Here is a 23,097-nt window from a genome sequence, read left to right as displayed (position 1 = left end):
GCCTGGTCCGGCCACCGCCCCCGCTGCTCACTTCCCGTACGCGACCAGCTGGTCGGAGGCCGGGACCACCACGAGCCCGCCGCCCGCGCCGAGGCCGGTGAGCGGCTGGGACACGTTGTGCTCGTCGGGCTCGTTGATCGGCGCGCCGACATCGGTGGACCAGACGGACTCACCGGTGGCGCCGTTGAGCGCCCACAGCCGGCCGGTCAGGGATCCGACGTAGACGTAGCCGTTCACGACGATGGGCGCCGTGCTGATCTGGCCGTCGCCCTCGAACTTCCAGCGGGTCCCCAGGGTGCGGCTGTGCCGCTCCTGGAGGACACCCTCGTCGACGAAGTAACCCTGGCGGCCGTCGAACGCCGGTGCCGGCGACCAGCCGGCGGCCTCGTAGGTGCCGCGGACGGTTCCGTCGGCGGTGTCGAGGACCGCCGGGGCCATACCGGCGTCGTCACGCACCCAGACGCCGCCGTCGGCGACGACGGGGGTGCGGCCCCCACCGCCGGCACAGCCCGTCTCGTGGTGCCAGAGCGGGTTGCCCGACTTGGGATCGAAGGCGTACGTCTGCTCGCAGGCGTAGGAGACGTAGACCCCGTCGGCCGTGACGGCGGGCGAGCTGTTGTCGCCGTTCGCGACGGGCCGGGTCCAGAGCACCGCACCGCTGGCGGCGTCCACCGCGTACAGGGTGCCGCCCGAGCCGGCCCCGCCCGTGTACACCACGCCGCCGGCGAAGGTGGGCGGCGAGGTGAAGGAGTACTGGCCGGGCAGGGTGACGGTCCAGAGCTTCGCCCCGGTGGCGGGGTTGAACGCCGTCAGCACGCCGTCGTAATTCTGGGCGTAGAGCCGGCCGCCCCCGTAGGCGAGCGCGGACCACCAGTACGTGCCGCCGAGGTCGACGGGCTCCCAGGCGTTCTCACCCGTGGCCGAGTCGACGGCGTACAGGGTGGTGCCGTACCCGTTCGGCGAGGAGGCGGTGGCGAAGACGCGCCCGCCGGCCACGACGGGGTAGGAGACGTTCCCGCCCAGGTCGCGTGACCACTTCTGGCTGAGCGGCGGCGCGCCCACCGCGGTGTCGACGAGACTGCCGTCGTGCCGTGCGTTGATCTGGTAAGTGGTCGAGACCGCGGTCTGTGCCGGCTGGGCGCCGACCGGAGTCACGAAGGTGACGACCGACAGTGCCGCGCCGAACAGGACACCTATGGTTCTTCGAAGGTTCACTCGGATATTCCTCATCATCCGGCATCACCGTGGCGATGCGCGCAGGACGGGCCGGCCCCCGGGTTCGGTGACCCGCTTGCAGGCTTCATAGTGCTTCGTCGGCGCCCCAACCGCCCGCCTTTTTCGTTCAGTTGGCCATCGTCGCGATTATTTTCCGCAGTCATCCCCGGACCGGACCGGGACCCGTGGAGCTCCGCACCGGCCCTCACCGGCCCGGTCGGGGGCCCGGCCGCAGACAGGCACGGTGATCGGGCTCGTGGAGGGGCGCCACGCGCGTGCCGTCGTTCCTCCCGGGCTGCTGTCGTCGGCGGAACTCTCCGCGCAGGACGGACCCGTTGCCACCGATCCGCTGACCGGCGGGCGGAGGCGTGCCGGCCCGGCGAGGAATATCCGCCTTGCTGCCCGAGGGAGCCGGCCAGGAGCCGGTGCTCCCGTGCGCCGGCGCTCTCCGACTGGTGTTCTACGGGTGAACGTGTGGGCATCGCGGTGCGCCGGGGACCCGGCCCCGGCAGTCTGCTGAGGGCGGGAGCAGCGTGGCACGCGCCGACCGGTGGCCCCGCCACCGCGCGACCGGGGCCGGGCACGGCCCGGGCGGAGCCGCGTACGCGAGACGAAGGGGGCGCTTCAGTGACATCCGGTGGAGCAGGGCCATCCGGTCAGCCGTATGCGACGGGCAGGCCCTTCACAGCCGGTACGAAGCCGGAGGCGCCCGCCCCACCGGTGGTTCCGGTACAGCCGCGCCGCCCACCGGGCGAGGAGCGGCGGCGGCCGGTGCCGCGCCACGTCGCGTGCGTGATGGACGGAAACGGGCGGTGGGCCCAGCAGCGCTCCCTGCCGCGTACGTCAGGGCACCGGGCCGCCGAGACGACGGTGATCGACGTCATCGAGGCGGCGCGGTCGGCGGGGGTCGAGTGGCTGAGCCTGTACGCCTTCTCCACCGAGAACTGGCGCCGTCCGGACGAGGAGGTCGACTTCCTCATGCGTCTGGTGCGCCGCGTGGTGCGCAAACACGCGCCGCTGCTGCACGCACGCGGTATCCGCTGCCGGTTCCTGGGCGCCGAGGACCCGAGGATCCCCACCGCCCTGGCCCAGGACTTCGCCGACCTGATGACACTCACGGAGTCCAACCGGGGCATGACGCTGACCGTGGCGTTCGACCACGGCGGGCGCCAGGACATCGTCTCCGCGGCGCGCTCCCTCATCCGCGCGGGAGTGCCCGCCGACGCCGTCGACCAGGCGTGCTTCGCCGAGCACCTGCCCGTCCCCGACATGCCCGACGTGGACCTCGTCATCCGTACCTCCGGTGAGCAGCGCATCTCGAACTTCATGCTCTGGCAGGTGGCCTACGCCGAGTGGACCTTCCCCTCGGTGCTCTGGCCCGATTTCCGTGCGCCGCACTTCCTGGAGTGCCTGCACGACTACCGAAGCCGCGACCGCCGCTTCGGCGGCGTGGCGTCACAAGCGAACGGAGAGCCGCACAGGTGAAGGACACGGACAGCAGCCACCGCACGGAGACCGGCCCCGGCTCCACGGGGCCGTACGAGGACCCCGGCAGGGCGGCCACCGGAGCGCCGGCCGAATCCCTCTTCGGCCCCGGGTCGGAGTTCCACCGCTTCTTCAACGACCCCCGCTGGGCACTGGCCGTCGTCAGAGCCACGGTGCTGGAGGCCGCCCACCCGCAGATCGGCGCGGCACTGGCCGACAACTCCTCCTTCGTGGTGCACCCGTGGCGACGGCTGCGCAACACCCTGGTGAGCCTGCAGCGCATGTTCGGCGCCGACGACGCCACCCGGCAGCGGGAAGCGGCGCGGCTCAACCGCCTGCACTCCCGGCTGAGCGGCACGGACGCGACGAACCAGCCCTACGACGCGATGGACCCCGAGGTGCGGGCCTGGGTGGTCGCGACGCTCTTCGAGAGCTCCGTCACCATGTGCCGGCTGAGCGGACAGCCCCTGGACCAGCGCACCATGGAGCGCCTCTACGCCGAGTTCCAGGCCTTCCTCGCCGCCTTGGGGGACCAGGCGGGCCATCTCCCGCCCACGCTGCCCGAGTTCTGGCAGTACTACGACCGCATGGTCACGGAGGAACTGCAGAACACGCAGGCGCTGCGCATCATCCTCTACAAGCTCTTCGAACATCTGCCGGCGCCGCCGCTCCTCGCCGGGCTGCCCACGGTCTGGGCGGCCGGCCGGGCGCTCGCAGGACCGGTCATCGGAACCATCACCGTGGCCTCCCTCCCGGAGGCATTCCGCCGCCGTGCGGGGCTGCCGGAAGTCCCCGGTGCCCAGACCCTGATGCAGAGTGCCTACATGGCCGCCCGTCTGGCCCGCGCCCTGCCGGACAACTGGGTCCAGACCGAGAACGTCGTCGGTCTGCTCCAGCTGACACCGGACGGCGACGGCCCGTACGCCGAGACCCTGACCGCCCTGCGCGCACGGATGAAACGCGCCGGCGCCTTTCTCCGGCTGATCACACCGGTCCCCGCCCAGCAGGACGGCACGGGCGGCACGGGCGGGGCCGAGAACCGGCGCAGTGCCCACGCGTTCTTCACCGAGGTGCTGGACCAGACCGGGGACGGCTACCTGGACTGGCCCGACCTCGCCGCGATGGCACGGGAGATCTGCTCCCGCCTCGACCTGGACGAGCCGGAGGAGACCCGGCTGTACGACGCGTACGCCGCGTGGTGGAGGGAACTCCAGACGGCCCTGGACAGCGACGGTGACGGGCGGGTGAGCCGGGAGGAGTACGCGGCCGCGGCCCCGGCCATGGCAGGACCGGCGCTGATCAGGGTCGCCGAGGTCCTCTTCGACGTCACCGACGCGGACGGGGACCAGCACATCGACGCCGAGGAGTACCGGGCCCTGTTCAGGCGAGGGTTCGGCCGCACCGTCGTGGACGCCGAAGGGCGTCACTCGCGGAGCGCGTTCGTGCGGGACTTCCTCTCCTTCATGTCAGGCCGTGAGCGCTCGACCCCGTACGACCCGCTGCTCACCGACGCGTAGAGCTTCGCACCGGGCCGGACCGCCGGGCCGTCGCGGCATCACTTCGCGGGACGTGTCGCCCGGTGGGAGCGAGGGCGGAGGCCATGAGGTCCGTTCCGGCCCGGGGCCGGAGCCGGGCCGGTGGTCAGCCGGCCGTGGCGGGACGGGGGCTGCCGTGGAAGACCTGGCTGGTGTGCCAGGAGCGGTGGGCGGCGGCGACGGGGCGGGCACCCGGCTGGGGGCCGATGAGCGGACGGCCGGCGAGCGCGACGACGTGCTCGCGGGCGGCGGTGCTGCGGCCGACGAAGCTCTGCGAGACCAGGATGCGGTGGCCCCCGCCAGGCCCCGGGCTGTCGCCGAGACCGAGTACACCCTTGTCGAACAGCTTGTGGTGCAGCGAGCACAGGCACAGCCCGTTCTCGACGTCGTCCGGCCCGTCGAACGCCCACCAGCGCACATGGGCGGCCTCCAGACCGACCGGCACCGCGCCGATCCTGCCGTCGTAACCGCAGAAGGCGCACTGGTACTCGTACGCCGTCAGGACCCTCTCCCGCATCCGCCGGTCCCGCTGCCCGCGCGCGGCCGGGAGCGGCCCGGCCCCGGCCTCCTCCAGCTCCAGGCCGACGGCTTCGCACAGCTCGGTGTGGAGGGAGGGCGGGAAGTTCAGGTCGAGCAGTACGCGGGCCATCCGGCCGAGCAGGGACGGATCCCGCCGCAGCGCCCCCCGTAGCTCCGGCGCCAGCCTCCCGGTGGCGCCGGTCGCGCGCAGTTGCCCGACCCCGGTCCCGGGGCTGCCCGGCCCGCGCTCGGTGCGCACCTCCCACACGCCGTCACTCACCAGGTGATGGAAGGGATAGGCGGGCGTGGTCCGGTTGCCGGGGCCGTACTCGGCGAGCAGCCCCCGCAGGTCCTCCTCCACGGCGCTGTACGGCAGCTCGCCGTCGGCGTCCTGCTGGAACCGGCTGAGCGCGTACAGGAACAGCAACGGCTTGTGCGGAGCCCGCGTCCCGCTCCTCGTCCACTGCCTCAACTGCGCGGAGCGCTCGACCCAGTCCATGACCGGCGATCGTAGTGGCGCCCCGTCGCGGTGCACGATGGCGGGGCACGGCCGCAGCGGCCGACCGGGCCCCGGGCCACGGCGCGGACCCGGCTACCCGGGCATCACACCGTGGATGCGGGAGAGGGTGAAGACCTGTTCGAGCCGGCCGGGCTCCAGACCGCTCAGCCGGACGGCCGGAGTTGATCTGCGGGCTTGCTGACGGGCTTGCTGACGGGACACCTCACAAAAGACGAGAGCCGTGTTCTCCGCCCGGAACCGGTCCTGCGCAGGCCCAGGACGGCGCATCGCGGGTGGCGCCCGCGTCCTGAACCGGCGGAGATCCGCTTTCCGGCGGCGACGCGGTGCTCTCCCGCTCATCTCCCTCCGGAAGACGCTCTGCCCACCGGTCCCGGCGGTCTGCGTACCGGGTGGGAGGTCCAGCGCCACCACCTCAGCCCGAGCGGTGTGCACCGTCGCCCGGCCGACGCCGTGCAGCAGGGCATCACGCCGCTGTGGGGGCGGCAGAGCCGGTGCGTGTTCCATGCCGGAGCGGCACCATTTTCATTCTTTCTGCTGAACAGCCCTTCTCCCCCGGGGCGCCGGATTCCGCAGCCCGCATAGTGAGAACGCGGCGGCCCTACGACGGCCGGGCAGCACGGGTTTCCCGCTCCGCCCGGGTGTTCGCCGTACCTGCTGGTGACGCACCGCCGGGCCGTCGCGCTCGGGGCCGTCCCTTCGCGCACGGCCGTCCCGTCTCCTGGTCCGACGAAAGGAAAGAGCCCATGCGGAACGAAGCGATCAACCGGGTCAAACTCGTGTTCACCCTGTTCGACGCGGACGGGAACGGGGTTCTGGAACCCGACGACTTCGACCTGATGAGCAGCCGGGTCGCCGCAGCCGTCCCCGAAGCCGACGAGGCAAGGAAGCAGGCCATGCGCGACGGCTTCACGCGCTACTGGAACACGCTGGCAGGCGAGCTCGACACCGATGACGACGGCCGAATCACCTACGACGAGTACCAGGCGTGCGTCCTGTCGCCGGAACGCTTCGGCGGAGCGATCGACGAGTTCGCGGCCGGCTTCGCACACCTCGGCGACCTGGACGGCAGCGGTACGGTCACCCGGCCGGTGTTCATCGGCATGATGAAGGGGGTCGGCTTCGACCTGTCGAACATCCATGCACTCTTCGACGCCTTCGAGCCCGACGACGAGGACCGGGTCCGGGTGGACGTCTGGGAAGCCGAGATCAAGAACTTCTACGCCCCTGACAAGGGCGGCATTCCTGCGGACCTGCTGGCAGCCGCCCCGGCAGCCTGACCGGATCCGGCCCGCTCCGATACGCATCAGGGAGCACTGAGCAGCCGGCTTCCCGGCCGTCCTCGGTCCCGGCGCGCTCGGAGACCGGAGACGTCGTAGGGCCCCGCAGCACGCTGCGGGGCCCTACGGCGTATTGCCCGGTGAGAGCGACGGCGGAGGATACGAGATTCGAACTCGTGAGGGGTTGCCCCCCACACGCTTTCCAATTCTTCGCCTCACCGTACTTGGGCGTACGGGAACGTCCTGACCTGTGGTGCGGCCAGGGTGGGTGGGTTCTCCGGACGCTGCTGTACGTCGGTGAACGCAGCCAGAACTGCAACCACAGGACCCCAGCCCCTGCTCACGCCCTGCGCCAGGCGTTCATCAGTTCCTCGGGGCCGTACACCGCCTGGAGCCCGGAACAGCTGGCCCCGTTGCGGGACACCGCCACGAGCGGCACCGGCTCGTCGGTGATCGCCGACCGGTGTTTCTGCAGCGCGGCCAGGTCGTGGTGGTCGAAGGCCGCCTTCTCCAGCCACTTGACCGACCCCAGGAAGTGCAACTGCCGCGCCACAGGCTGCCGGTCGGCACCCACCAAGTCGATTTCGACGTCGTTGCTGCGGGTCCAGTACCCGCCGATCGCCGGGGCGGCGGGTAGGAGCCCGTCCGGCAGGAGGCGGGCGAGGGATTCCCGGATCAGGGGCTCGACGGCGCGGCCCCGCCAGCTCGTCCACTGCTCCTTGATCCGGCTCAGAGTGAGATCCCCGCGCATCCGCTCGATCTCCGCCATGTGCGGGTCCAGAAACGCGAGCCAGAACCGCAGGTAGGGGTCTGCCACCCGGTAGCGGCGTTCTTTCGACGGCCACAACGACAGCGGCAGCTCGGCTGCCACCACCCGTTTCTCGGTGAGGACGCCCGTGGCTCGAGTGAGCGTGGTGTGAGCGATGCCGCCGGCGGCGCGTGCGATGTTCGTGAAGGTTCGCTCCCCGGATCCGATCGCCCGCAGGACTTCCCTGCCCATCGCCTGCGGTGGAAACTCCGCGGCCAGTGAGCGCTCGGCGGAGACGAGCAGCGCCGAGATCGGGTTGTCCAGCGAGTCGCGGAGGAACCCCCAGACGTTCGCTCCGGCACGCCATTCCGCGCAGATCAGCGGAAGGCCGCCCGTGACCAGGGCGGCGTCGAAGGCGTCAGCCGGCGGCAGGTCGAGCATCTCGCCGATGTCGGCCGGGTTCAGCGGCCCCACGACCATTTCCCGGCCGCGCTGGTGGAAGGGACGGTCGTAGCTGTTCAGCGCCTCCATCATCGACAGGTCTGATCCGACCAGGAGGAGGAGAACGGGCTTTCGGCTGAGAAGACGGTCCCACGCCCGCTGGAGCATGCCCTCGAAGGCGTCGATGCGGTCCATGAGGTACGGAACCTCATCGATGACGATCACGCTCGGGCTGTCGTCGGGCAGGATCTCCGCGAGCAGCCTGAGTGAGGCATTCCACTGCGTCGGGGTCTCCTCGGAGAACAGCTCCCGCTCCGGCAGGGTGGATCTGGCGACGGTGTCGAGCAACTCCGTCAGTTCGTCCTCCGCCGTGCCGCCCGCAGCCGTGAAGAAGAGGTGCGGCGTCTCCGTGCGCCGGAGGAACTCCTCGACGAGGCTGGACTTGCCGACCCGCCGTCTTCCTCGCATGAGGATGCACCGACCTGGCTTCGCCGACCCGGCGGCCTCGCGAACCGCTTGGAAAGCGTCGTGGAGCACACTCAGCTCACGGTCCCGCCCGACGAAACGACGCATGCGAACACTCCTGCCATGGATAGTATCGCTCTGGATACTATCTCTGCCGATACCAAAGTATCGTCCCGTATTGTCCGGTGGGAGCAGTGGCGGAGAGTGCGGGATTCGAGCTCGTGGGCCCCAACACGCTTTCCACCTGTTCGTGCAGGAGTCCGGCGAGGAACGGGAACGTCCTGACCTGTGGAGCAGCAGAGGCGTATAGGGCTTCTGAACGGTGCCGTACGCCGGTGAACGCAACCCGAACTGCGACCACGGAGCCGCCTCTCGCAGCACGGCTGCTGCTGCCTACCCGTGTTCACTCGTCGATCGAGCCAGCGCGCCCGGAGGCGGTGTTCAACGTCTGAGGTCTCCAGGGCCCCGGGAGCGTCAGCGTTCTCCCGAGAGCGCTGCGGTCAGTCCATGGGCGCCGGTGCGGTAGAGGGCGTCGATGATGTCGAGGCATTGCGCGCGGACCTCTGTATCCCCCTGCCGGTACAGACGGAGCACCGCCTTGATCAGATGCCGCTGGATCAGCGCGTATCCGCGGCGCCCCTGTTTGCTGTCCCGCTCGGAGACCGCTGCCAGCGCCTGGCATGCCTCGATCGCCCGGGAGGGCAGCCGTGCGGCCGATTCGGCGAGAGCACGGGCCAGCGTCTCGGGGTGCTCCGCAAGGGCGGGGCTGCCGAGGAATGCGCCGATGAGGCCGTCCGCGGCAGAGGGTGACAGCGACATCACGTCGGTCATCGCGCGTGCTGCCGCTGTTCGGACCGCCGCATCGCTGTCATGGAACATCCCTTGGAGTAGTGATACGCCATACGCGGGGTCCCCGGCGGCCATCTCGGCGGCGCCCTGGCGTGCCGCCGTCGCGAGCCCGGCCGGGTCGGTCGGCAGCCCGGGAATCAACCGCCCCTGCATACTCAGGACCGCCCAGGTCGCTCCGCCGTGCCGGGCGGCTTCCTCCGGACCGTCGAGCGCCCGGAGCAGTTCCGGTGCGAAGCGCCGGGTGTCGCGGATCAGGGCCCGGGTGAGCAGCCAGTGGGTGGTCCGGGCCTCGTGGATGTCGACGCGTACGTCGGTGAAGAGGCTTTCCGCCAGGTCGAGGGCGGACGCCGGGGCGTGGCGCAGCAGGACGGACACGGCCTCCGCCGCGCAGACGCGGACCGCCATGACCGGATCCACAGCGAGTTTTCCGAGGAGGAAGATGAGCTCCTGGGCAGCTGTGTCCGACGCCCTGAGCAGAGCGCCGATGGCGAGCGCGGCCTGCCCGCGTGTGGAGTTCAACCCTGCGGTCAGGAGGTCCCCGCCGTAGGGGTCCTGGCCTGGTCCGGTACCGGATCGCGCCGCTTCGACGGCGGGGTCCGGGGCATCGACACAGTCGGCCAATAGGTCGACGAGGGCGGCGTGCCCTACGACATCCGAGGCAGCGGTTTCGATGGCCCGGCAGATGGTTCTGGCGAGGCTCTCCCCCACGAGACGACGAGCGTGGAAACAGAGCCGGAGCAGGACATCGGCGTCGGTCTTCCCCGCGCCCCCGTCGATCACGGCTGCGAAGGCAGGAGCCGGAACGGTCTCGTCGAAGGTGAGTGCCAGCCGAACGAACCGTTGCGGCTCCTGCTCGGCCACGGCACGCAGCATGGAAGCCAGCTCGGTCGCCCCGCCTGTCGGGATGTCGCCTTCCCAGTCGACCCCTTCCGCGGCGTACTTCCGCAGGGCGCGCAGCCACTGGTCATCCGTCATGTGCTCACCTGCGGAGCGGGGCACCGGGGGGCCGACCCAATGGGCCGCCTCTGAATCCCGAGGCCCGACCGGAGGATGCTGCCCGAACTTTCGTTCCCACTCGCCGAGGCGCCTTTCCACGGCAGCGCTGCGGCGCTTTTCGTCGACCGCGCCAAGGAGCACGTACTGCGCCCGCCCGAACAGGCGACGACCCTCGGGGAGCTGTTCCCAGCGGGGAAAGTAGTTGAGCAGGAGCTGGACGAACCTCTCCAGAGTGGTGTCCTCGCACCGCTGCGTCGTCGCGGCGATGAGTTCACGCGAAGCCCAGCACGCACTGTCCACCCAGCCGATACACAAGTGCTCGGGGTCGCTCATCAGCCAGGCGAGCGCTTCGTCCGGGCGGTTCCAGACCGTGTAGGTCCGGCAGGCAAGGAAGCGCAGGGCCCGGCTGCTGCCCGCCGCCGTCAGGATCCCTATGGCCTCGGTGACGGAGGAGGAATCCTGCTGGGCCAGGGTGCGCAGGGTCTCGTGAGCCGTCCAGTACAGGGCTTCATCGAGGTCGGGTTGGAGCCTGGAAGGGGGAAACGCCCACCGGGGGCGTAGCGGGGAGACGTTGGAGAGGGCCGCGTGGCTGGACGTCGCGACGGCGACGACGAACGGCAGGACGTGTTCGAGCGCTGCGGCGGGGGCCGCCTCGGCCGTCTCGTTAACGAGCGTGCCCGGGAGGGAGCCTGTCCGAATGGGCAGATGGCCGGAGGCGAAGGGGTCGCCGTGTCCCGCTGCGGCGGGTTGCTGCAACCCTCGGGTGAGAAAGGCTCCCAGCACCTGAAGTGCGACACCTGCGTCTTCCTGGGCGAGTTGTTCGAACAGGTACCAGAAGTCCGCCTCGGTTTCGGAGGGTCTGTCGGGCGCGACATCGAAGTCACCACGATCGATGAGCGCGAGGATCAGCCCCTGGGCGTGCAACGAGGGCCGCGACTGGACCCAGGAGAGGAGCCGCTGCCGCCACGGGCCCTCGGCATCCCGATATGGCTCGAGGAGTTCCGTGACGCGCGCCGGATGGTGCGCGGTGCTCCACTCCAGTTGGGAGAGGACCAGCGGTACCGTTTCGGGTATGGCGAGCCACCTCTCCCATCTCCCGGTGTCGGCCGCCTCGAACCAGGACGGCAGGGCCAGCAGGCGGCGTAGATTGCCCGAGGTCACGTCCTCCCCCCATGCATGGGGTTCCAGCGCGGCCCAGTCCTCGCTGGTGGTGTCGAGCTGTTCGAGTACGGCCACGACCACGAACCGCAGGTGCGGCCGGACCAGGTCCGAGGTGAGCAGGCGGACCGCAGTGTGCCGGAAGGCTGTGCGGTCCGTGTCCCGCAGATGTTCCAGGACCTGACGGGTCTGGGCCCGGCGGAACAGGGCCTGTCCGCTCGCCGAGAGGAAGTCATGGAGGTCGTGGCCCGCCAGGACGAAGGAGCGGGCGAAGAGGTAGTCGAAGTACGTCTCGTGGAAGAACCCGATACGGCCGTTCTCCGCGTGGAGAAGGACTCCGGCCGAGGAGAGTACGGCCAGGTCGGTTCTGGCGAACCGGTCCAGGAGCGCGTAAGGGACGGTGACGGTTTCGCGTCGGCTCATCTCCTCGACCAGTTGCTGGGTGATGGCCGGCCAGGCCTCACGGGGGAGCGATCGCTCTGCTTCTCGTCGTTTGTCGTCCGTGTACTGGGCGTAGAGGTCTTGCAGGCTCCGGTAGGCCGTCGTCCGTGCTCCCTTCGTCAGTCTGCTGAAGACGGCGAGGTGCAGGGGCGTCCGCAGCAGGGCCAAGGTCTCCGTGTTGAGCCTCTCCGGAGGCGTGCCGCCCTGTTCGAGTACTGCGCGAACGGCCTGGTCGTCCAGCAGCCCCAGTGCGAACCGCTCGACCGTGTTCTCCTGGCTGACCAGACTCGTGAGCCGTGGATCTTTCTCGACATCGACCGTCCGTACCACCAGCACGACCTTGACGTTCGGCGAGGTGGCCAGCGCCTCCAGCATCTCGTCGACGGCTTCGAAGACCTCCGGGATGCGCCCGCTGTAACTGCTCACCGCGTCGAGCTGGTCCACGACCAGCAGAGCGGGACCGCCCCGCGCCACCTGGGCGATCAGCGCGGCGGGGGAGCCGGGGAGCCCCAGCCGTGAGCCCACTGCCTGTGCGGTCCGGTCATCCGCCTCCACCTCGTCCATCCGGAAGGGCAGGACCGGCCATCCCCGGTCGGCCGCCAGGCCGATGACCTCTTCGACGACGGCGGACTTCCCCATGCCTGCGGGGCCTTCACAGACGACGGTGGCCGGCCCGTCCTCCGCGACCAGACGGTCCAGCAGTTCCTGGGCGTGGGGCCGTGCGGCCAGGCCGGACGGAGGGCGGACTCTTCTGCCGCGCCGCAGGAAGCGCTGCCGGACGGTGTGGATGGCCTCCCGGGCGGCGTCGGCCGCGTCCGGGCCGTACGGCGCGCTGCCTGTTGCCTGCGGCGCTTCGAGGAACACGTACTGGTTCCAGGAGCCGACGGCGAAGCCGTGGTCGGATGCCTGTACGAGGTCCGCTCGGCCGCGCGGCGCGGTCCGGTCTCCGGCGGGGAGCGGTGCCGCCCGCGTGATCCGTTCCGAGGGGGGTGGGCCTGAGTCACCCGGTCCGTTCAGCCCTGTGCCGGACCCGGGCGGAAAGGGGAAGTGAAGTGCACGTCTCCGTTCGCCACGCCCACCACGAGCGAGCCGCGGTCGGCCTGGAACCGCACGTTCTCGCCGGCGATGACGCCGGGGGCAGAGGCTGCCGGGGCGGCGCCGATGGAGTGGTCGCGCACGAGACGTTGGAGGTGTGCTGCCGCAGGGTGGCGTTCATCGGCGCTCAACTGCTCCAGCACGGTGGTGAAGCGGCCTTGCCAGACCATTGCGTGGCGGGCGGCGACAGCCCGGGACGAGGAATCGACGGCCGAGCAAAGAGCTGCCTCGGTCTCGGCCAGGCAGGCGAGGTCGGCCCGCTCGGCCTGCCCGCCCCGAGCGAGCCAGCAGGCCACCTGTTCCCCGAAGAGCGTCCAGTGATCGGTCCCGGCCGTCTCCACCACGGCCACCCCGGCCTCTGCCGCGATGCTGCTCAGTGCTTCCGGTAACACCTGGCCCCTCCCACTCGGTCTTCAGCTCGTCGACACGATAGTCATCCGGTGCGGCCGGCAGGGGTAATCATGGAAATCGTGCGATGCGGAATCTGATATTTCGCATCTCCGGAGGGCTGGCGTGCGGAATCTGCGTCAGAGGGGTTCTTGCACGTCGAACGCCTGCCTCCTGATGGCAGTCACAGTACGGGGCCATGGGCTGCGCGTCCGTTTCCCGAGCCCGAACAGAAGGAGGAAACATGAAACTTCGCTTTACTCGGCAGAACGGCGCGCGGCCGTGCCAGAATCTTCTTCAGGAGGCGGCCGAGGGATAATTCGACCGTCCAGGGTACTGGAAAGGTGGGGGTATGGACGTCCCGTTACGTTTCGGTGCGGAGCTGCGTCGGCTGCGTGAAGAAGCAGGAATGACGCTGAAGCAGTTGGCGGAAGTCACGACCTACAGCACAGGGCATCTCTCCAAGATCGAGCGGGGGGTAAATCCCCCCACGATGAATCTGGCCCAGTGCTGTGACGCTTACTTCAATGCCGGCGGACGGTTGCGCCGACTGTTCTCCGCAGAGGATCAGTCAGCCGGGAACAGGCCGAGGCCCGCGCGGCGCCGGGTGATCGTCACGGGGGTGGGATCCCTGCTCGCCGCGCGCATGGCGGACGGGGGCTGGGCCGGTCATGTGGGTGACCAGGACCTGCCGCCGGGCGCCCTCTTCCAGGAACAGCTGCACCAGATGAAGCGGCTGGGACAGAGCCTGGCGCCCGCCGCGATGCTGCCCGTGCTCCGCTCACAGGCCTCCACCGTCACCACGCTGGCCTCCCGCACCACCGGATCCTCACGGACCGGCCTACTCATCACCGCATCCCGCTTCGCCGAGTACATCGGGTGGATGGCCCAGGAGAACGGGGACGAGACCACCGCGCTGCGCGCCACGGACGAGGCGGTGGAGCTGGCGCAGGCCGGTGGGGACACGGACCTGGCGGACTACGCGCTGGTCCGCCGCGCGCTTGTCAGCTACTACAACGGGGACGCGCCCCGCACGATCGCACTCGCCCGGCAGGCTCAGCGCAGCGCCGCGCCCCCCAGGGTCAGAGGTCTGGCGGCCCAGCGCGAGGCTCAGGGCCATGCCCTCGCCGGTGACGAAAGGGCCTGCGGAAGAGCGCTGGAACGGGCGCGCGATCTGCTGGCGGCCGACGTGGACCCATCGGCCGGGCCGGTGCTCGGCACCACCCAGCTCAAGGACCCGGTCTCGATGGTGGAGGGGTGGTGCTTCTACGACCTGGGCCGCCCCCGGCAGGCTGTCGATGTGCTGGAGCGCCAGTGCCGGCGCATCGCACCCCACGCCCTGAACACCCGTGTGCGGTACGGCTTCCGGCACGCCCTGGCGCTCGCCGCGTCAGGTGAGATCGAACAATCCTGCGAAACGGCCCGCGAACTGCTGGCCTTCATGAGCGTCGTTCCCTCGGCCACCGTCCATACGGACGTGCGTCGGCTGGGCCGTGAATGGTCACGGTTCCGTGGAAACCCGGTGGTGCGCGGGCTCCGGCCCGCACTCGCCAACGTACTCGGCGCTGGTTGCTGAAGGCGTTTTCCGGCCACAGGAGTCTCGACCGCACAACAATTCGACCGCTTTTCGCCATGCCGGATAGTTTCTCGGCCCGGACCCTTCGGGGACGTCGCGAATGGGGGCATCACACAGAAATGGAATCCGCGTGCCTTTGATCTTTGTGAATTACCGGACCAATGACGAGGAAGCCACCGCCACACTCGTGGAAAGGGAACTTTCCAGGGTATTCGGCAATGACAATGTCTTCCGGGCGAGTAAGTCCATCCGGTTGGGAAGCCGGTTCCCCCAGGAACTGCTCACCGCGGTCCGGCGCAGCAGCGTGCTGCTGGCCGTCATGGGGCCCCGCTGGCTGGAGTCGGGAGGCCACGGCGGCCGGAGCCCTCTGGAGGACGAGGACGACTGGACCCGGCGGGAGATCCGGGAAGCGCTCGAGACCGGGGCCGTGGTCATCCCTCTGCTGGTCGGAGGCGCGAAGAGGCTGCGCCCCGACGATCTTCCCGGCGACATCGAGGCCCTGGCCTCCTGCCAGTACCGGCGGCTCAGCCACCGTAATGCGGACGCCGACCTGACAGGGCTGGCGGACGATCTCGTGGAACTGCTGCCCGAACTGGGAGCCGCCGCGCGGAGCAACGGCTACCGGACCCGTTCGGCACCGACGGCCGACGACCACGGCACCGACAGGGACGGGGCCGGAGACGCCCGGATGCAGGCCAGGGCCATCAAACACCGTCAGCGCGGGGGGATCGGCAATCTCAACGGAGACTTCTCCGGAACCTTCGTCAGCGAGCCCCAGGGCCCGGTCCACACCGGGAGCGGGCACCTGTATCAGGCGCGTGAGCAGTACCGGGGCCCGCGTATCTCCGGTGACGGAGGCAGCGTGCAGTACGTGGGCGAGAACCATGGGGAAGTCCGGCAGGGGGCGGACCGGAACGGGCGGCCTCTGGATGAGGAACGTTGACCGGCACGAGTGGCACGGGCGGCACATCGATCAGCGACCCGCAGGGACCGGTGCACAGCGGTGGCGGTGACCAGAACAACACGTACTACTACTCGATCGGCCTGAGAGAACCTCTGGTCAGGGCCGGGGTCGATCGGCTGGAGATCGTACGCGAGCACCGGCGGCGGCTCGCCAAGTGCTTCGTATGGCCGGGCGGATACGCCCGGGCGGCCGACCGGCTGGCGCGGCCCGGTGCGGTGGTGCTCCTGGAAGGTCCGCCCGGGATCGGCCGGCGCTCCGCGGCGACCATGCTGTTGGTGGAGACGTCGGTGCCGGGCAGCCGCATTGAGGAACTGCCCACGGTCAAGGAGGAGGAGCCCCTCGACCCGTCACCCGACGACCGCTATCTGCTGGATCTGTCGAGCATCGACGACAGCGACTACCCGGCTGCTCAGCGCACGCTCATGTCCTACCGTGCGCTGGTCGAGGAGAGCGGTGCCCGGCTGGTCGCCGTGACTCCGTCGGGCCTGGAATGGATGCTCGATGCGGAACTCGCCCCCTTGGCCGTGCATTTCGAACGGCCGAGCGGGCGGGCGGTCTTCAGCCGGCATCTGAGAGTGCGGGGTGTGAGGTTCGCGTATGAGCAACTGGACCACGGCGACCTGCCCCATCTGTTCGAGACCGCTCCCATGCGAGAGCTGGACCGCTTGGCGGGCCTGGTGGTCCAGGCCCGGGACCGGGCCGGCCGCGGCACAAATTTCGAGCACTGGCGGGACGAGGCGGTGGCCGCCGCGACCAACTGGTCGCAGCAGGTGGCCGGAGACCTGCGGCAGCACCGAGGCGCGGAGGAACGGGCACTGCTGCTCGCGGCGAGCATGACGAGTGGCGGACCGGCGGACACGGTGCTGAGCGCCGCGCACAACCTCCTGGGCGTCCTGGGGCACCCTCAGGACGAAACGCCCCGACTGTCTCGGGCGGGTCTGGGCGAACAGTTCGAAGAGCTGTCCCTCGCCCGGGAGGACGACGGGCGGGTGCGGTTTGCCAGGCTCGCTTACGACGACGCGATCAGACGGCACTTCTGGGAGAACTTCCCCGACCTCCGCGCGGACTTCCGGGACTGGGTGGGGGAGTGCATGGACCTTCCCGGCCTCGGGGCGGAGGACCGCGCGCGTCTGGTCTCCCGCTTCGCGGAACAAGCCCTGCGGACCGACCGACCTGATGACCTGCACCTGCTCATCAAGAAATGGACCCACCCCTCGGCAGAGGGCAGGCTGCGGGCCGAGGCTGCGGCGGCGCTCGAACTGGGCCTCAGCCATGAGCGGTACGGCTCGCGGTTCCGCTCGGACGTCTACCAGTGGGTGACGACGGCGCGCATAGCGCCCGATCTCGCGCGGGTGCTGACGGTTGTATGCCAGCAGGTGATGGCCGTCACCCATCCGGAGCAGGCCATGGTCCGGCTCAGGCATCTCGCCCTGCGGCAGGAGAACCCCGAGGACATCAAGGCAGCGGCCCGCTCCGCCCTTCTGGGGCTGGCGCGCGGCAATCGCCGGCTGTACGGGCGGCTGGTGCACCGCCTCCTGCCGCGGGCGAGACCGGCGGATGGCGGCCTGGAGGTACTTCTGGCGCTGCTCGACCCTGCCGAACTGCGTTTCCACCCGCCCTGGCAGGCGTTCGTCTTCGCCTGGCGGGCCGTGATGGCGGGGAAGCCGGCGCGTGCCTGGTCCCCGTCGGTACAGCGCTGGCTCGCCGTCCTGACGCTGCGGCAGGCGGGAGAGGAGGTCCTGAAAGCGTTGCTGCTCGCTGCCTACGGAGACCGGGACCTGTTGAACCAGCTCTATGTGACGACGTGCGACTGGGCCGAGTCGGAGCCCGCCGACATGCCTGAGGGGCTCCGGGCCCAGCGCGACGACCGCGTGCGGACCGCCGACCGGTTCTGCCGGGAAATCGACCTTGCACAAGGAGTCGGAGGCTTCGCCTCGGCTTCTGGTGCGCGAGGAACAAGAGAAGGACCATGAGTACCCAGCACATCACACGCATCATGTCCGGCGGAGTCGTTGTCACCACCCTGGCGGTGGGAGTCGCGCTCGGCCGCCCGCTCTGGGTGTGGTTCCTCCTGCCCGCGCTCATCGCCGGTGCTCTGCTGATCGATATGCGGGTGTCGCGTGCGGAGGGCACATGTCCCCCGGGCCCGGACCTGGAGGAGCCCGTTTCCGAGCCTCCGGCCGAAGTCCCTTACCAGGAGACGTCGATCGTGGTGGTGCCTGTCCAGAGCGCTGTCGAAGACTGCCCCTTCCTGTTCTCCGCCTCCGCCTGGTGGCGGCCTGCCGGGAGGTTCGACCCCTCGTCGCACGGCAACCCGGCCGCCCTGGCCGCCACGTCCGTCCTGCAACGGGTGGAGAGCATGACGCTGACCGAGAATCCCGGCCGGTGCACATTCCTGGAGCGTTCGCTGGAGGGAGTACTAGGAACACCGGCCCTCGACGGTTCGGGGCTGGTGGAGGCCTTCGCCACGGACATCCGGCTGGTCCTGCGGCCCAGGGACCAGGAGCACCTGGAAGAGCTGGACGGGCTGCGCAAGGCCATAGGCAGCTGGGAGAGCCGGCGGCAGCACGAGCGCAACCTCCGGGAGTACCTGGGGGAGGACGTTCTACGGAGTCCCGGCAACGCGGTGGTCTGGTGGATGGCCCGACACGACGACCAGATCGAGCGTGCGGTGGACATGATCGCTCCTCTGACGGTCCTGTCCGCCGCCGCCAACGACGAGGAGCTCCCCGAGGAGTACCGGGATCTGTTCCGGGGCCGCGGGAGGCCGGTGGAAGGGGAGCCGATGAGCGGATTCGACCACCCGGAGCCGGGCGGTGGGCAGACCCCGCCGGGCCATGGCCCGATCCGTCCGGCAGCGGGACAGGAACCTCCGGCAGATCTCCTGGCCGCCTGGCTGGACAGCGAGGGGTTCACCGAGGGGACGGACGAAACCAGAGTGTTCCTGGACCGCCTCGCGCGTACGTCGGACGCGGCGGGCCGGCCGGAGGCCGCGGAGAACATCCGCAGGCACATGCGCCGGACCGGCCACGAGGGCGGGCGCCCCCCTGCCGACCCTTCGGAGACCGGTACGGAGGATCCGCCGCCGAGCACACCTGCCTCCTGCCCGCTGTCGCCCCCGCATGGCGGAGACGAGTCCGGCCACCCGGCCGACGCGGCGGAACCGTCGAGCACCGGGAGCCGGCAGAGGACATCGGAAGGCCCGGTGGCCGAAGTGGGAGGTCTCAACCGGCAGTTCGACTCCGGGGCGTGGATGCGGAGCGGCCCCGGACCGGAGTGGCCCGGGGGTCAGCGATGACCTCGTGCCCATCCCCCGATGTCTTTACCCGCATCTGCAGGTCCGTGGAGCAGCGGTACGCCCAGGGGCAGCCGCTGTGCAGCGGTTCGGGCGCACCCATGAAGCCGCACTGCGGTCGAGTGAGCATCTCGCTGGACGATCTGCGCTCCCAGGCCCTCCGAGCAGAACCGGGCCACCCTGACCGGATCGCTCACTGGCGGCATATTGCCGGCCACATCCGGCAAGACCCGGAGGGCGAGGGCGAGGGCGGACGGAGGTGGATGCTTGTCGCTGTGTGGCTGCTCGCGCCCCGTTTGAGAGGAGCGGCGTACTCGCTTTCCCGGCGTACCGGCGCCGAGCATGCCGATGTGTGTTCCGCCTTGCTGCAAGGAACGTTGGAGGGCGCACGGACCCTTGGCCGGGTGGACACATCGCTCGCTGAGCAGCACCTGGTCGACGCGGCCTTCGCCGCCGGATGGCGGACGGGCCGCCGCAGTCCGGAGGAGGCCCCGGTGGGGGAGTGGGGCACGGTGCAGGAGCCGGAAGAGTCCGATCCGTTGACGATTGCGGCCGATGAAGTCGTACGCGTCGATGGGATGTCCAGGACCCTCGCCCAGCAGGCACAAGGCGAACGGCTGGGCTCGCTGGCGTACCGACTGGGCCTGCTGGACCATGTGCGCCAGGTACGTCAGCGTGGGCGCCGCCGAGCGAGCCCTCGTGTCCAGACTGCAGTGAACGAGCAGTTGGGCCTGTTCGGGGTGCGGGGATCCGCCCGATGAAGCGCCATCGTGATGAGTCCGTCGCCTTCTCCGACGTGTTCGGACTTCCGGCGGAGGTGGGGATGCGCATGGCGGCGGACGCGCTGAGCCTGGGGCTGAGCACGGCGTACAAGCGGGCGAGAAGCGGTGAATTCCCTTGTCCGTTAAGGAAAGTGGGGTGTCGGTACGTCGTGCGGCTGACGGACCTGATGCGGGCTCTCGGAATCCAGGACGTGCGCGTGCACTACGACGACTTCGAAGCGGGTGCGCGCATCGCGCGTGGTCAGTCCGACACCTGGTACTGAGCAGGGGAGGGGGCCGGGGGTGCCTCTATGTCTTCCGTCAAGGCATCCCTGTCGGGTTTGGGGTGATTCGGAGTTGCTGGGTCTATGCGGCGAGCTCGATACCCTTCGGTGCCCGGGATTCGTAGAAGGTGCCGTCGCGGAGCATGGCGAACAGGACGCTGATGCGCTTCCATGGGCCGCGTCCGTCTCGCGCTCGCCCACTCGTCGCTGGGAGACCTGCGGGCCGCTCGCCGGTCCTTGGGCGCAGCGCAGGAGAACTACCGGAAGGCGGCCGAGGACGAGCGCCCCCGCTGGACCGCGTTCTACGGGCCGGCGGAACTCAACCACCTCGCGGCGATCATCCTCAACCACAACGGGGAGCCCGCCGAAGCCGAGGCGATGGCTCACCGATCCCTGGCCAGGATCCCGGCGGAGTTCCAGCGCAACCGCGCGCTGGCCACCTGCCAGCTCGCCCTGGCGCAACTCCGCCAGGGCGAGCCCGAGCAGGCCACGGCGACCACGGCCACCGTCTTCACGATCATGGAGGGCGCTCCACTACCGGGGCGCATGCGCACCCTGATCGGAGACTTCCACCGAGACCTGTTCCGGCTGGCGCCGTCGACGACGTACGCCCGCGACTGGGCAGACCGCATGCGAGATGAATGGAGCCGAACGTGACCAGGGTGATCGACCTGCGGCATTACGGACAGGGAAGCCTCCCCGAGGGCTACAAGCAGATGCTGATCGACGTGCACGCCGACGCCTACGCAGATGCGATGGACAACGAGTTCAACCAGCGGTTCCCATGGTTCGTCGATCACTGGTCAGGAATGGACGGCTTCACCTGCGTCGTCGCCTTCGACGGTGACGAGTCGACCGGCTTCGCGTACGGCGCCCCGCTCCAGCCGGGCCGTGAGTGGTGGCGCTCCACCGCGTTTGAGCCGAACAACGGGCGCACCGCGACCTACGCGGTCTCAGAGGTCATGGTGCGTCCACAGTGGCGGAAACAAGGGATCTCGGCGCGGCTCCACGAAGCCCTGCTGAAGGAACGCTGCGAGGATCTTGCGGTGCTCCTGGTCGACGTGACGCACCCGAAGGTTCAGGACCTGTACGAGACGTGGGGCTACGAGAAGGCGGGCGAGCAGCAGCCCTTCGCCGACTCCCCGGTGTACGCGGTCATGGTGAAGAGACTGCATCCCTGAGAGAACGCCCACCGCACGGCCTGATCGCGGCAACTGCAACCCTCAACGCCGAAGGGCCCCACCGCAAGCGGTGGGGCCCTTCGACGTATTGCCCGGTGAGAGCAATGGCGGAGGATACGAGATTCGAACTCGTGAGGGGTTGCCCCCAACACGCTTTCCAAGCGTGCGCCCTAGGCCACTAGGCGAATCCTCCGCCGCAAACAATACAAGACGTTGGAGGGTGCTCGCGAACACGTTCCCCGGAGATCGTTCCGGAGCGTCCTCCGGGACGGGTCCGGCGGGGAGCGGGTGGACGGCAGGGGGCGGGGATCGGTTAAGGTGGGCGTCAGCCCCTCACGTGGCGCTATCTGACTGAACTCCCCCAGGGCCGGAAGGCAGCAAGGGTAGGTCGGCTCTGGCGGGTGCGTGGGGGGCCCTTGTGTGTCCGGGGTGGGGTGTCCCGCCGGGCGCGCGGTCCGGGCGGGGCCGGTTGTCGGTCCGCCCCGATAACCTCGTATGTGTGTCGTCCCTTGCGCTGTACCGCCGCTATCGCCCCGAGTCCTTCGCCGAGGTCATCGGTCAGGAGCATGTCACTGACCCGCTGCAGCAGGCCCTGCGGAACAACCGGGTCAATCACGCGTACCTGTTCAGCGGGCCGCGCGGCTGTGGAAAGACGACCAGTGCGCGCATTCTCGCCCGCTGTCTGAACTGCGAGCAGGGCCCCACGCCGACCCCCTGCGGGGAGTGCCAGTCCTGCCGGGACCTCGCGCGGGGCGGGCCGGGGTCGATCGATGTCATCGAGATCGACGCCGCGTCGCACGGTGGTGTGGACGACGCCCGTGACCTGCGGGAAAAGGCGTTCTTCGGGCCCGCGTCGAGCCGGTACAAGATCTACATCATCGACGAGGCGCACATGGTCACCCCGGCAGGGTTCAACGCCCTGCTGAAGGTGGTCGAGGAGCCGCCGGAGCATCTCAAGTTCATCTTCGCGACCACCGAGCCCGAGAAGGTCATCGGCACGATCAGGTCGCGTACGCACCACTACCCCTTCCGGCTGGTTCCGCCCGGGACGCTGCGCAGTTATCTCGCGGAGGTGTGCGGCAAGGAGAACAGCTCCGTCGAGGACGGTGTGCTGCCGCTCGTGGTGCGGGCCGGTGCGGGCTCCGTGCGTGACTCGATGTCCGTCATGGACCAGCTGCTGGCCTCCGCGGCCGACGACGGTGTGACATATGCCATGGCGACCTCGCTCCTCGGCTATACGGACGGCACTCTGCTGGACTCGATCGTGGACGCCTTCGCCGCGGGGGACGGGGCGGCCGCGTTCGAGGTCGTGGACCAGGTGATCGAGGGCGGCAACGATCCTCGGCGCTTCGTGGCGGACCTGCTGGAGCGGCTGCGCGACCTGGTGATTCTGGCCGCCGTGCCGGATGCCGGTGACAAGGGACTCATCGATGCGCCCGCCGACGTCGTGGAGCGGATGCAGGCACAGGCGTCCGTCTTCGGCGCCGCGGAGCTGAGCCGCGCCGCCGACCTGGTCAACGAAGGGCTCACCGAGATGCGCGGGGCGACCTCGCCCCGGCTCCAGGTGGAGCTGATCTGCGCCCGGGTGCTGCTGCCCGCCGCCTTCGACGACGAGCGTTCCCTCCAGGCCCGGCTGGACCGGCTGGAGCGCGGTGCGTCCTTCGCCGGTCCCGGCCCCGTCGTGGGGTACGTACCGGGGCCGGAAGCCCATGGGGCGGGTGTCGCCATGCCCGCCGGAAGCGGCGCGGGTCCCGCTGCGGCTCGTGCGGCGGCCCGGGGCGAGGTTCCGGGCGGTGCCCCCGCCGAGGTTCCCCGGGCAGCACCCGCGGCCGCCGACCCCGTGGTCCCGCCCGCCGTCCAGCAGCCCCGGCCCGCAGCGCCGCAGGAAGCGCCTCCGGCCCAGCA

The 23,097-nt window shown here is 70.0% G+C and carries 18 protein-coding genes, 1 tRNA gene, 1 other RNA gene and 1 pseudogene; 14 read left to right on the top strand and 7 right to left on the bottom strand.

Annotation, left to right across the window (positions count from 1 at the left end):
• Positions 1–27: 27 nt before the first annotated feature.
• Positions 28–1,215, bottom strand: a complete 1,188-nt coding sequence (locus VN520_RS27650; RefSeq protein WP_325749673.1) for a PQQ-binding-like beta-propeller repeat protein — start codon at positions 1,213–1,215, stop codon at positions 28–30.
• A gap of 795 nt (positions 1,216–2,010) precedes the next feature.
• Between VN520_RS27650 and uppS the strand changes: the two genes are divergently transcribed.
• Positions 2,011–2,700 carry a polyprenyl diphosphate synthase gene (gene uppS / locus VN520_RS27645; protein WP_325749675.1) on the top strand — a complete coding sequence of 230 codons (690 nt, stop codon included), beginning with the start codon at positions 2,011–2,013 and terminating at the stop codon, positions 2,698–2,700.
• A complete protein-coding gene (locus tag VN520_RS27640; RefSeq protein WP_325749672.1) occupies positions 2,697–4,217 on the top strand; it encodes an oxygenase MpaB family protein in 1,521 nt (506 codons plus the stop codon). The genes uppS and VN520_RS27640 overlap by 4 nt, the downstream gene beginning before the upstream one ends.
• Before the next feature lie 124 nt (positions 4,218–4,341).
• On the opposite strand, the gene VN520_RS27635 is transcribed toward VN520_RS27640, so the two are convergent.
• Together VN520_RS27635 and VN520_RS27630 are read right to left on the bottom strand one after the other, a co-directional pair.
• The gene (locus VN520_RS27635; protein WP_325749671.1) at positions 4,342–5,253 is read right to left on the bottom strand and encodes a phosphorothioated DNA-binding restriction endonuclease; all 912 of its coding nucleotides are present in this window, start codon (positions 5,251–5,253) and stop codon (positions 4,342–4,344) included.
• Positions 5,254–5,346: 93 nt separating this feature from the next.
• Entirely contained in the window at positions 5,347–5,475 is a 129-nt protein-coding gene (locus VN520_RS27630) for a hypothetical protein (protein WP_325749670.1), read from the bottom strand.
• Positions 5,476–6,017: 542 nt separating this feature from the next.
• Here VN520_RS27630 and VN520_RS27625 point away from each other — a divergent pair.
• On the top strand, positions 6,018–6,551 hold the full coding sequence (locus VN520_RS27625) for an EF-hand domain-containing protein (RefSeq protein ID WP_325749669.1): 534 nt from the start codon (positions 6,018–6,020) through the stop codon (positions 6,549–6,551).
• Positions 6,552–6,891: 340 nt separating this feature from the next.
• On the opposite strand, the gene VN520_RS27620 is transcribed toward VN520_RS27625, so the two are convergent.
• From VN520_RS27620 to VN520_RS27610, 3 genes are all read right to left on the bottom strand, one after another.
• Entirely contained in the window at positions 6,892–8,313 is a 1,422-nt protein-coding gene (locus VN520_RS27620; RefSeq protein WP_325749668.1) for an ATP-binding protein, read from the bottom strand.
• 366 nt (positions 8,314–8,679) lie between these two features.
• Positions 8,680–12,513 (bottom strand): hypothetical protein, encoded by a 3,834-nt coding sequence (locus VN520_RS27615; RefSeq protein WP_325749667.1) that lies wholly within the window; start codon positions 12,511–12,513, stop codon positions 8,680–8,682.
• Between the two features lie 149 nt (positions 12,514–12,662).
• Positions 12,663–13,136, bottom strand: a complete 474-nt coding sequence (locus VN520_RS27610; protein ID WP_325749666.1) for a hypothetical protein — start codon at positions 13,134–13,136, stop codon at positions 12,663–12,665.
• Between the two features lie 347 nt (positions 13,137–13,483).
• On the opposite strand from VN520_RS27610, the pseudogene VN520_RS27605 reads away from it, so the two are divergent.
• The 9 genes and pseudogenes from VN520_RS27605 to VN520_RS27565 form a co-directional block, all read left to right on the top strand.
• Positions 13,484–13,669 (top strand): annotated as a pseudogene (locus VN520_RS27605) (helix-turn-helix domain-containing protein); the annotation flags it as partial.
• Positions 13,670–13,753: 84 nt separating this feature from the next.
• Positions 13,754–14,707 carry an XRE family transcriptional regulator gene (locus VN520_RS27600; protein ID WP_325749674.1) on the top strand — a complete coding sequence of 318 codons (954 nt, stop codon included), beginning with the start codon at positions 13,754–13,756 and terminating at the stop codon, positions 14,705–14,707.
• Positions 14,708–14,837: 130 nt separating this feature from the next.
• On the top strand, positions 14,838–15,650 hold the full coding sequence (locus VN520_RS27595) for a toll/interleukin-1 receptor domain-containing protein (protein ID WP_325749665.1): 813 nt from the start codon (positions 14,838–14,840) through the stop codon (positions 15,648–15,650).
• On the top strand, positions 15,647–17,644 hold the full coding sequence (locus tag VN520_RS27590) for a hypothetical protein (RefSeq protein WP_325749664.1): 1,998 nt from the start codon (positions 15,647–15,649) through the stop codon (positions 17,642–17,644). The genes VN520_RS27595 and VN520_RS27590 overlap by 4 nt, the downstream gene beginning before the upstream one ends.
• Complete coding sequence (locus tag VN520_RS27585) at positions 17,641–18,969, top strand: hypothetical protein (RefSeq protein WP_325749663.1); 1,329 nt, start codon at positions 17,641–17,643, stop codon at positions 18,967–18,969. Before VN520_RS27590 ends, VN520_RS27585 begins: the two co-directional genes overlap by 4 nt.
• 401 nt (positions 18,970–19,370) lie before the next feature.
• A complete protein-coding gene (locus VN520_RS27580) occupies positions 19,371–19,727 on the top strand; it encodes a hypothetical protein (protein WP_325749662.1) in 357 nt (118 codons plus the stop codon).
• Entirely contained in the window at positions 19,724–20,011 is a 288-nt protein-coding gene (locus VN520_RS27575) for a hypothetical protein (RefSeq protein WP_325749661.1), read from the top strand. The genes VN520_RS27580 and VN520_RS27575 overlap by 4 nt, the downstream gene beginning before the upstream one ends.
• A 171-nt stretch (positions 20,012–20,182) precedes the next feature.
• Positions 20,183–20,668, top strand: coding sequence for a hypothetical protein (locus VN520_RS27570; protein ID WP_325749660.1), 486 nt, complete (start codon positions 20,183–20,185; stop codon positions 20,666–20,668).
• Complete coding sequence (locus VN520_RS27565) at positions 20,665–21,192, top strand: GNAT family N-acetyltransferase (RefSeq protein ID WP_325749659.1); 528 nt, start codon at positions 20,665–20,667, stop codon at positions 21,190–21,192. Before VN520_RS27570 ends, VN520_RS27565 begins: the two co-directional genes overlap by 4 nt.
• Positions 21,193–21,297: 105 nt before the next feature.
• Here VN520_RS27565 and VN520_RS27560 read toward each other — a convergent pair.
• Positions 21,298–21,385: transfer RNA gene (locus VN520_RS27560), tRNA-Ser, on the bottom strand.
• A gap of 132 nt (positions 21,386–21,517) precedes the next feature.
• Here VN520_RS27560 and ffs point away from each other — a divergent pair.
• Both ffs and VN520_RS27550 read left to right on the top strand, forming a co-directional pair.
• Positions 21,518–21,612: signal recognition particle sRNA small type (ffs, locus tag VN520_RS27555), an RNA gene on the top strand.
• Between the two features lie 79 nt (positions 21,613–21,691).
• A partial coding sequence (locus tag VN520_RS27550) for a DNA polymerase III subunit gamma and tau (RefSeq protein ID WP_325749658.1) occupies positions 21,692–23,097 on the top strand: 1,406 nt, incomplete at its 3' end.

It is taken from the genome of Streptomyces sp. (assembly GCF_035563135.1).
Classification (GTDB): domain Bacteria; phylum Actinomycetota; class Actinomycetes; order Streptomycetales; family Streptomycetaceae; genus Streptomyces.
The sequence above is the reverse complement of the archived record's forward strand: the minus strand, read 5'-3'. Positions and strand labels throughout refer to the sequence as shown.

Coding starts and splice junctions, on each gene's coding strand:
- uppS (WP_325749675.1), top strand. CDS start 2,011: ATGGACGGAAACGGGCGGTGGGCCCAGCAGCGCTCCCTGCCGCGTACG.
- VN520_RS27635 (WP_325749671.1), bottom strand. CDS start 5,253: ATGGACTGGGTCGAGCGCTCCGCGCAGTTGAGGCAGTGGACGAGGAGC.
- VN520_RS27625 (WP_325749669.1), top strand. CDS start 6,018: ATGCGGAACGAAGCGATCAACCGGGTCAAACTCGTGTTCACCCTGTTC.
- VN520_RS27620 (WP_325749668.1), bottom strand. CDS start 8,313: ATGCGTCGTTTCGTCGGGCGGGACCGTGAGCTGAGTGTGCTCCACGAC.
- VN520_RS27585 (WP_325749663.1), top strand. CDS start 17,641: ATGAGTACCCAGCACATCACACGCATCATGTCCGGCGGAGTCGTTGTC.
- VN520_RS27575 (WP_325749661.1), top strand. CDS start 19,724: ATGAAGCGCCATCGTGATGAGTCCGTCGCCTTCTCCGACGTGTTCGGA.
- VN520_RS27570 (WP_325749660.1), top strand. CDS start 20,183: ATGGGCCGCGTCCGTCTCGCGCTCGCCCACTCGTCGCTGGGAGACCTG.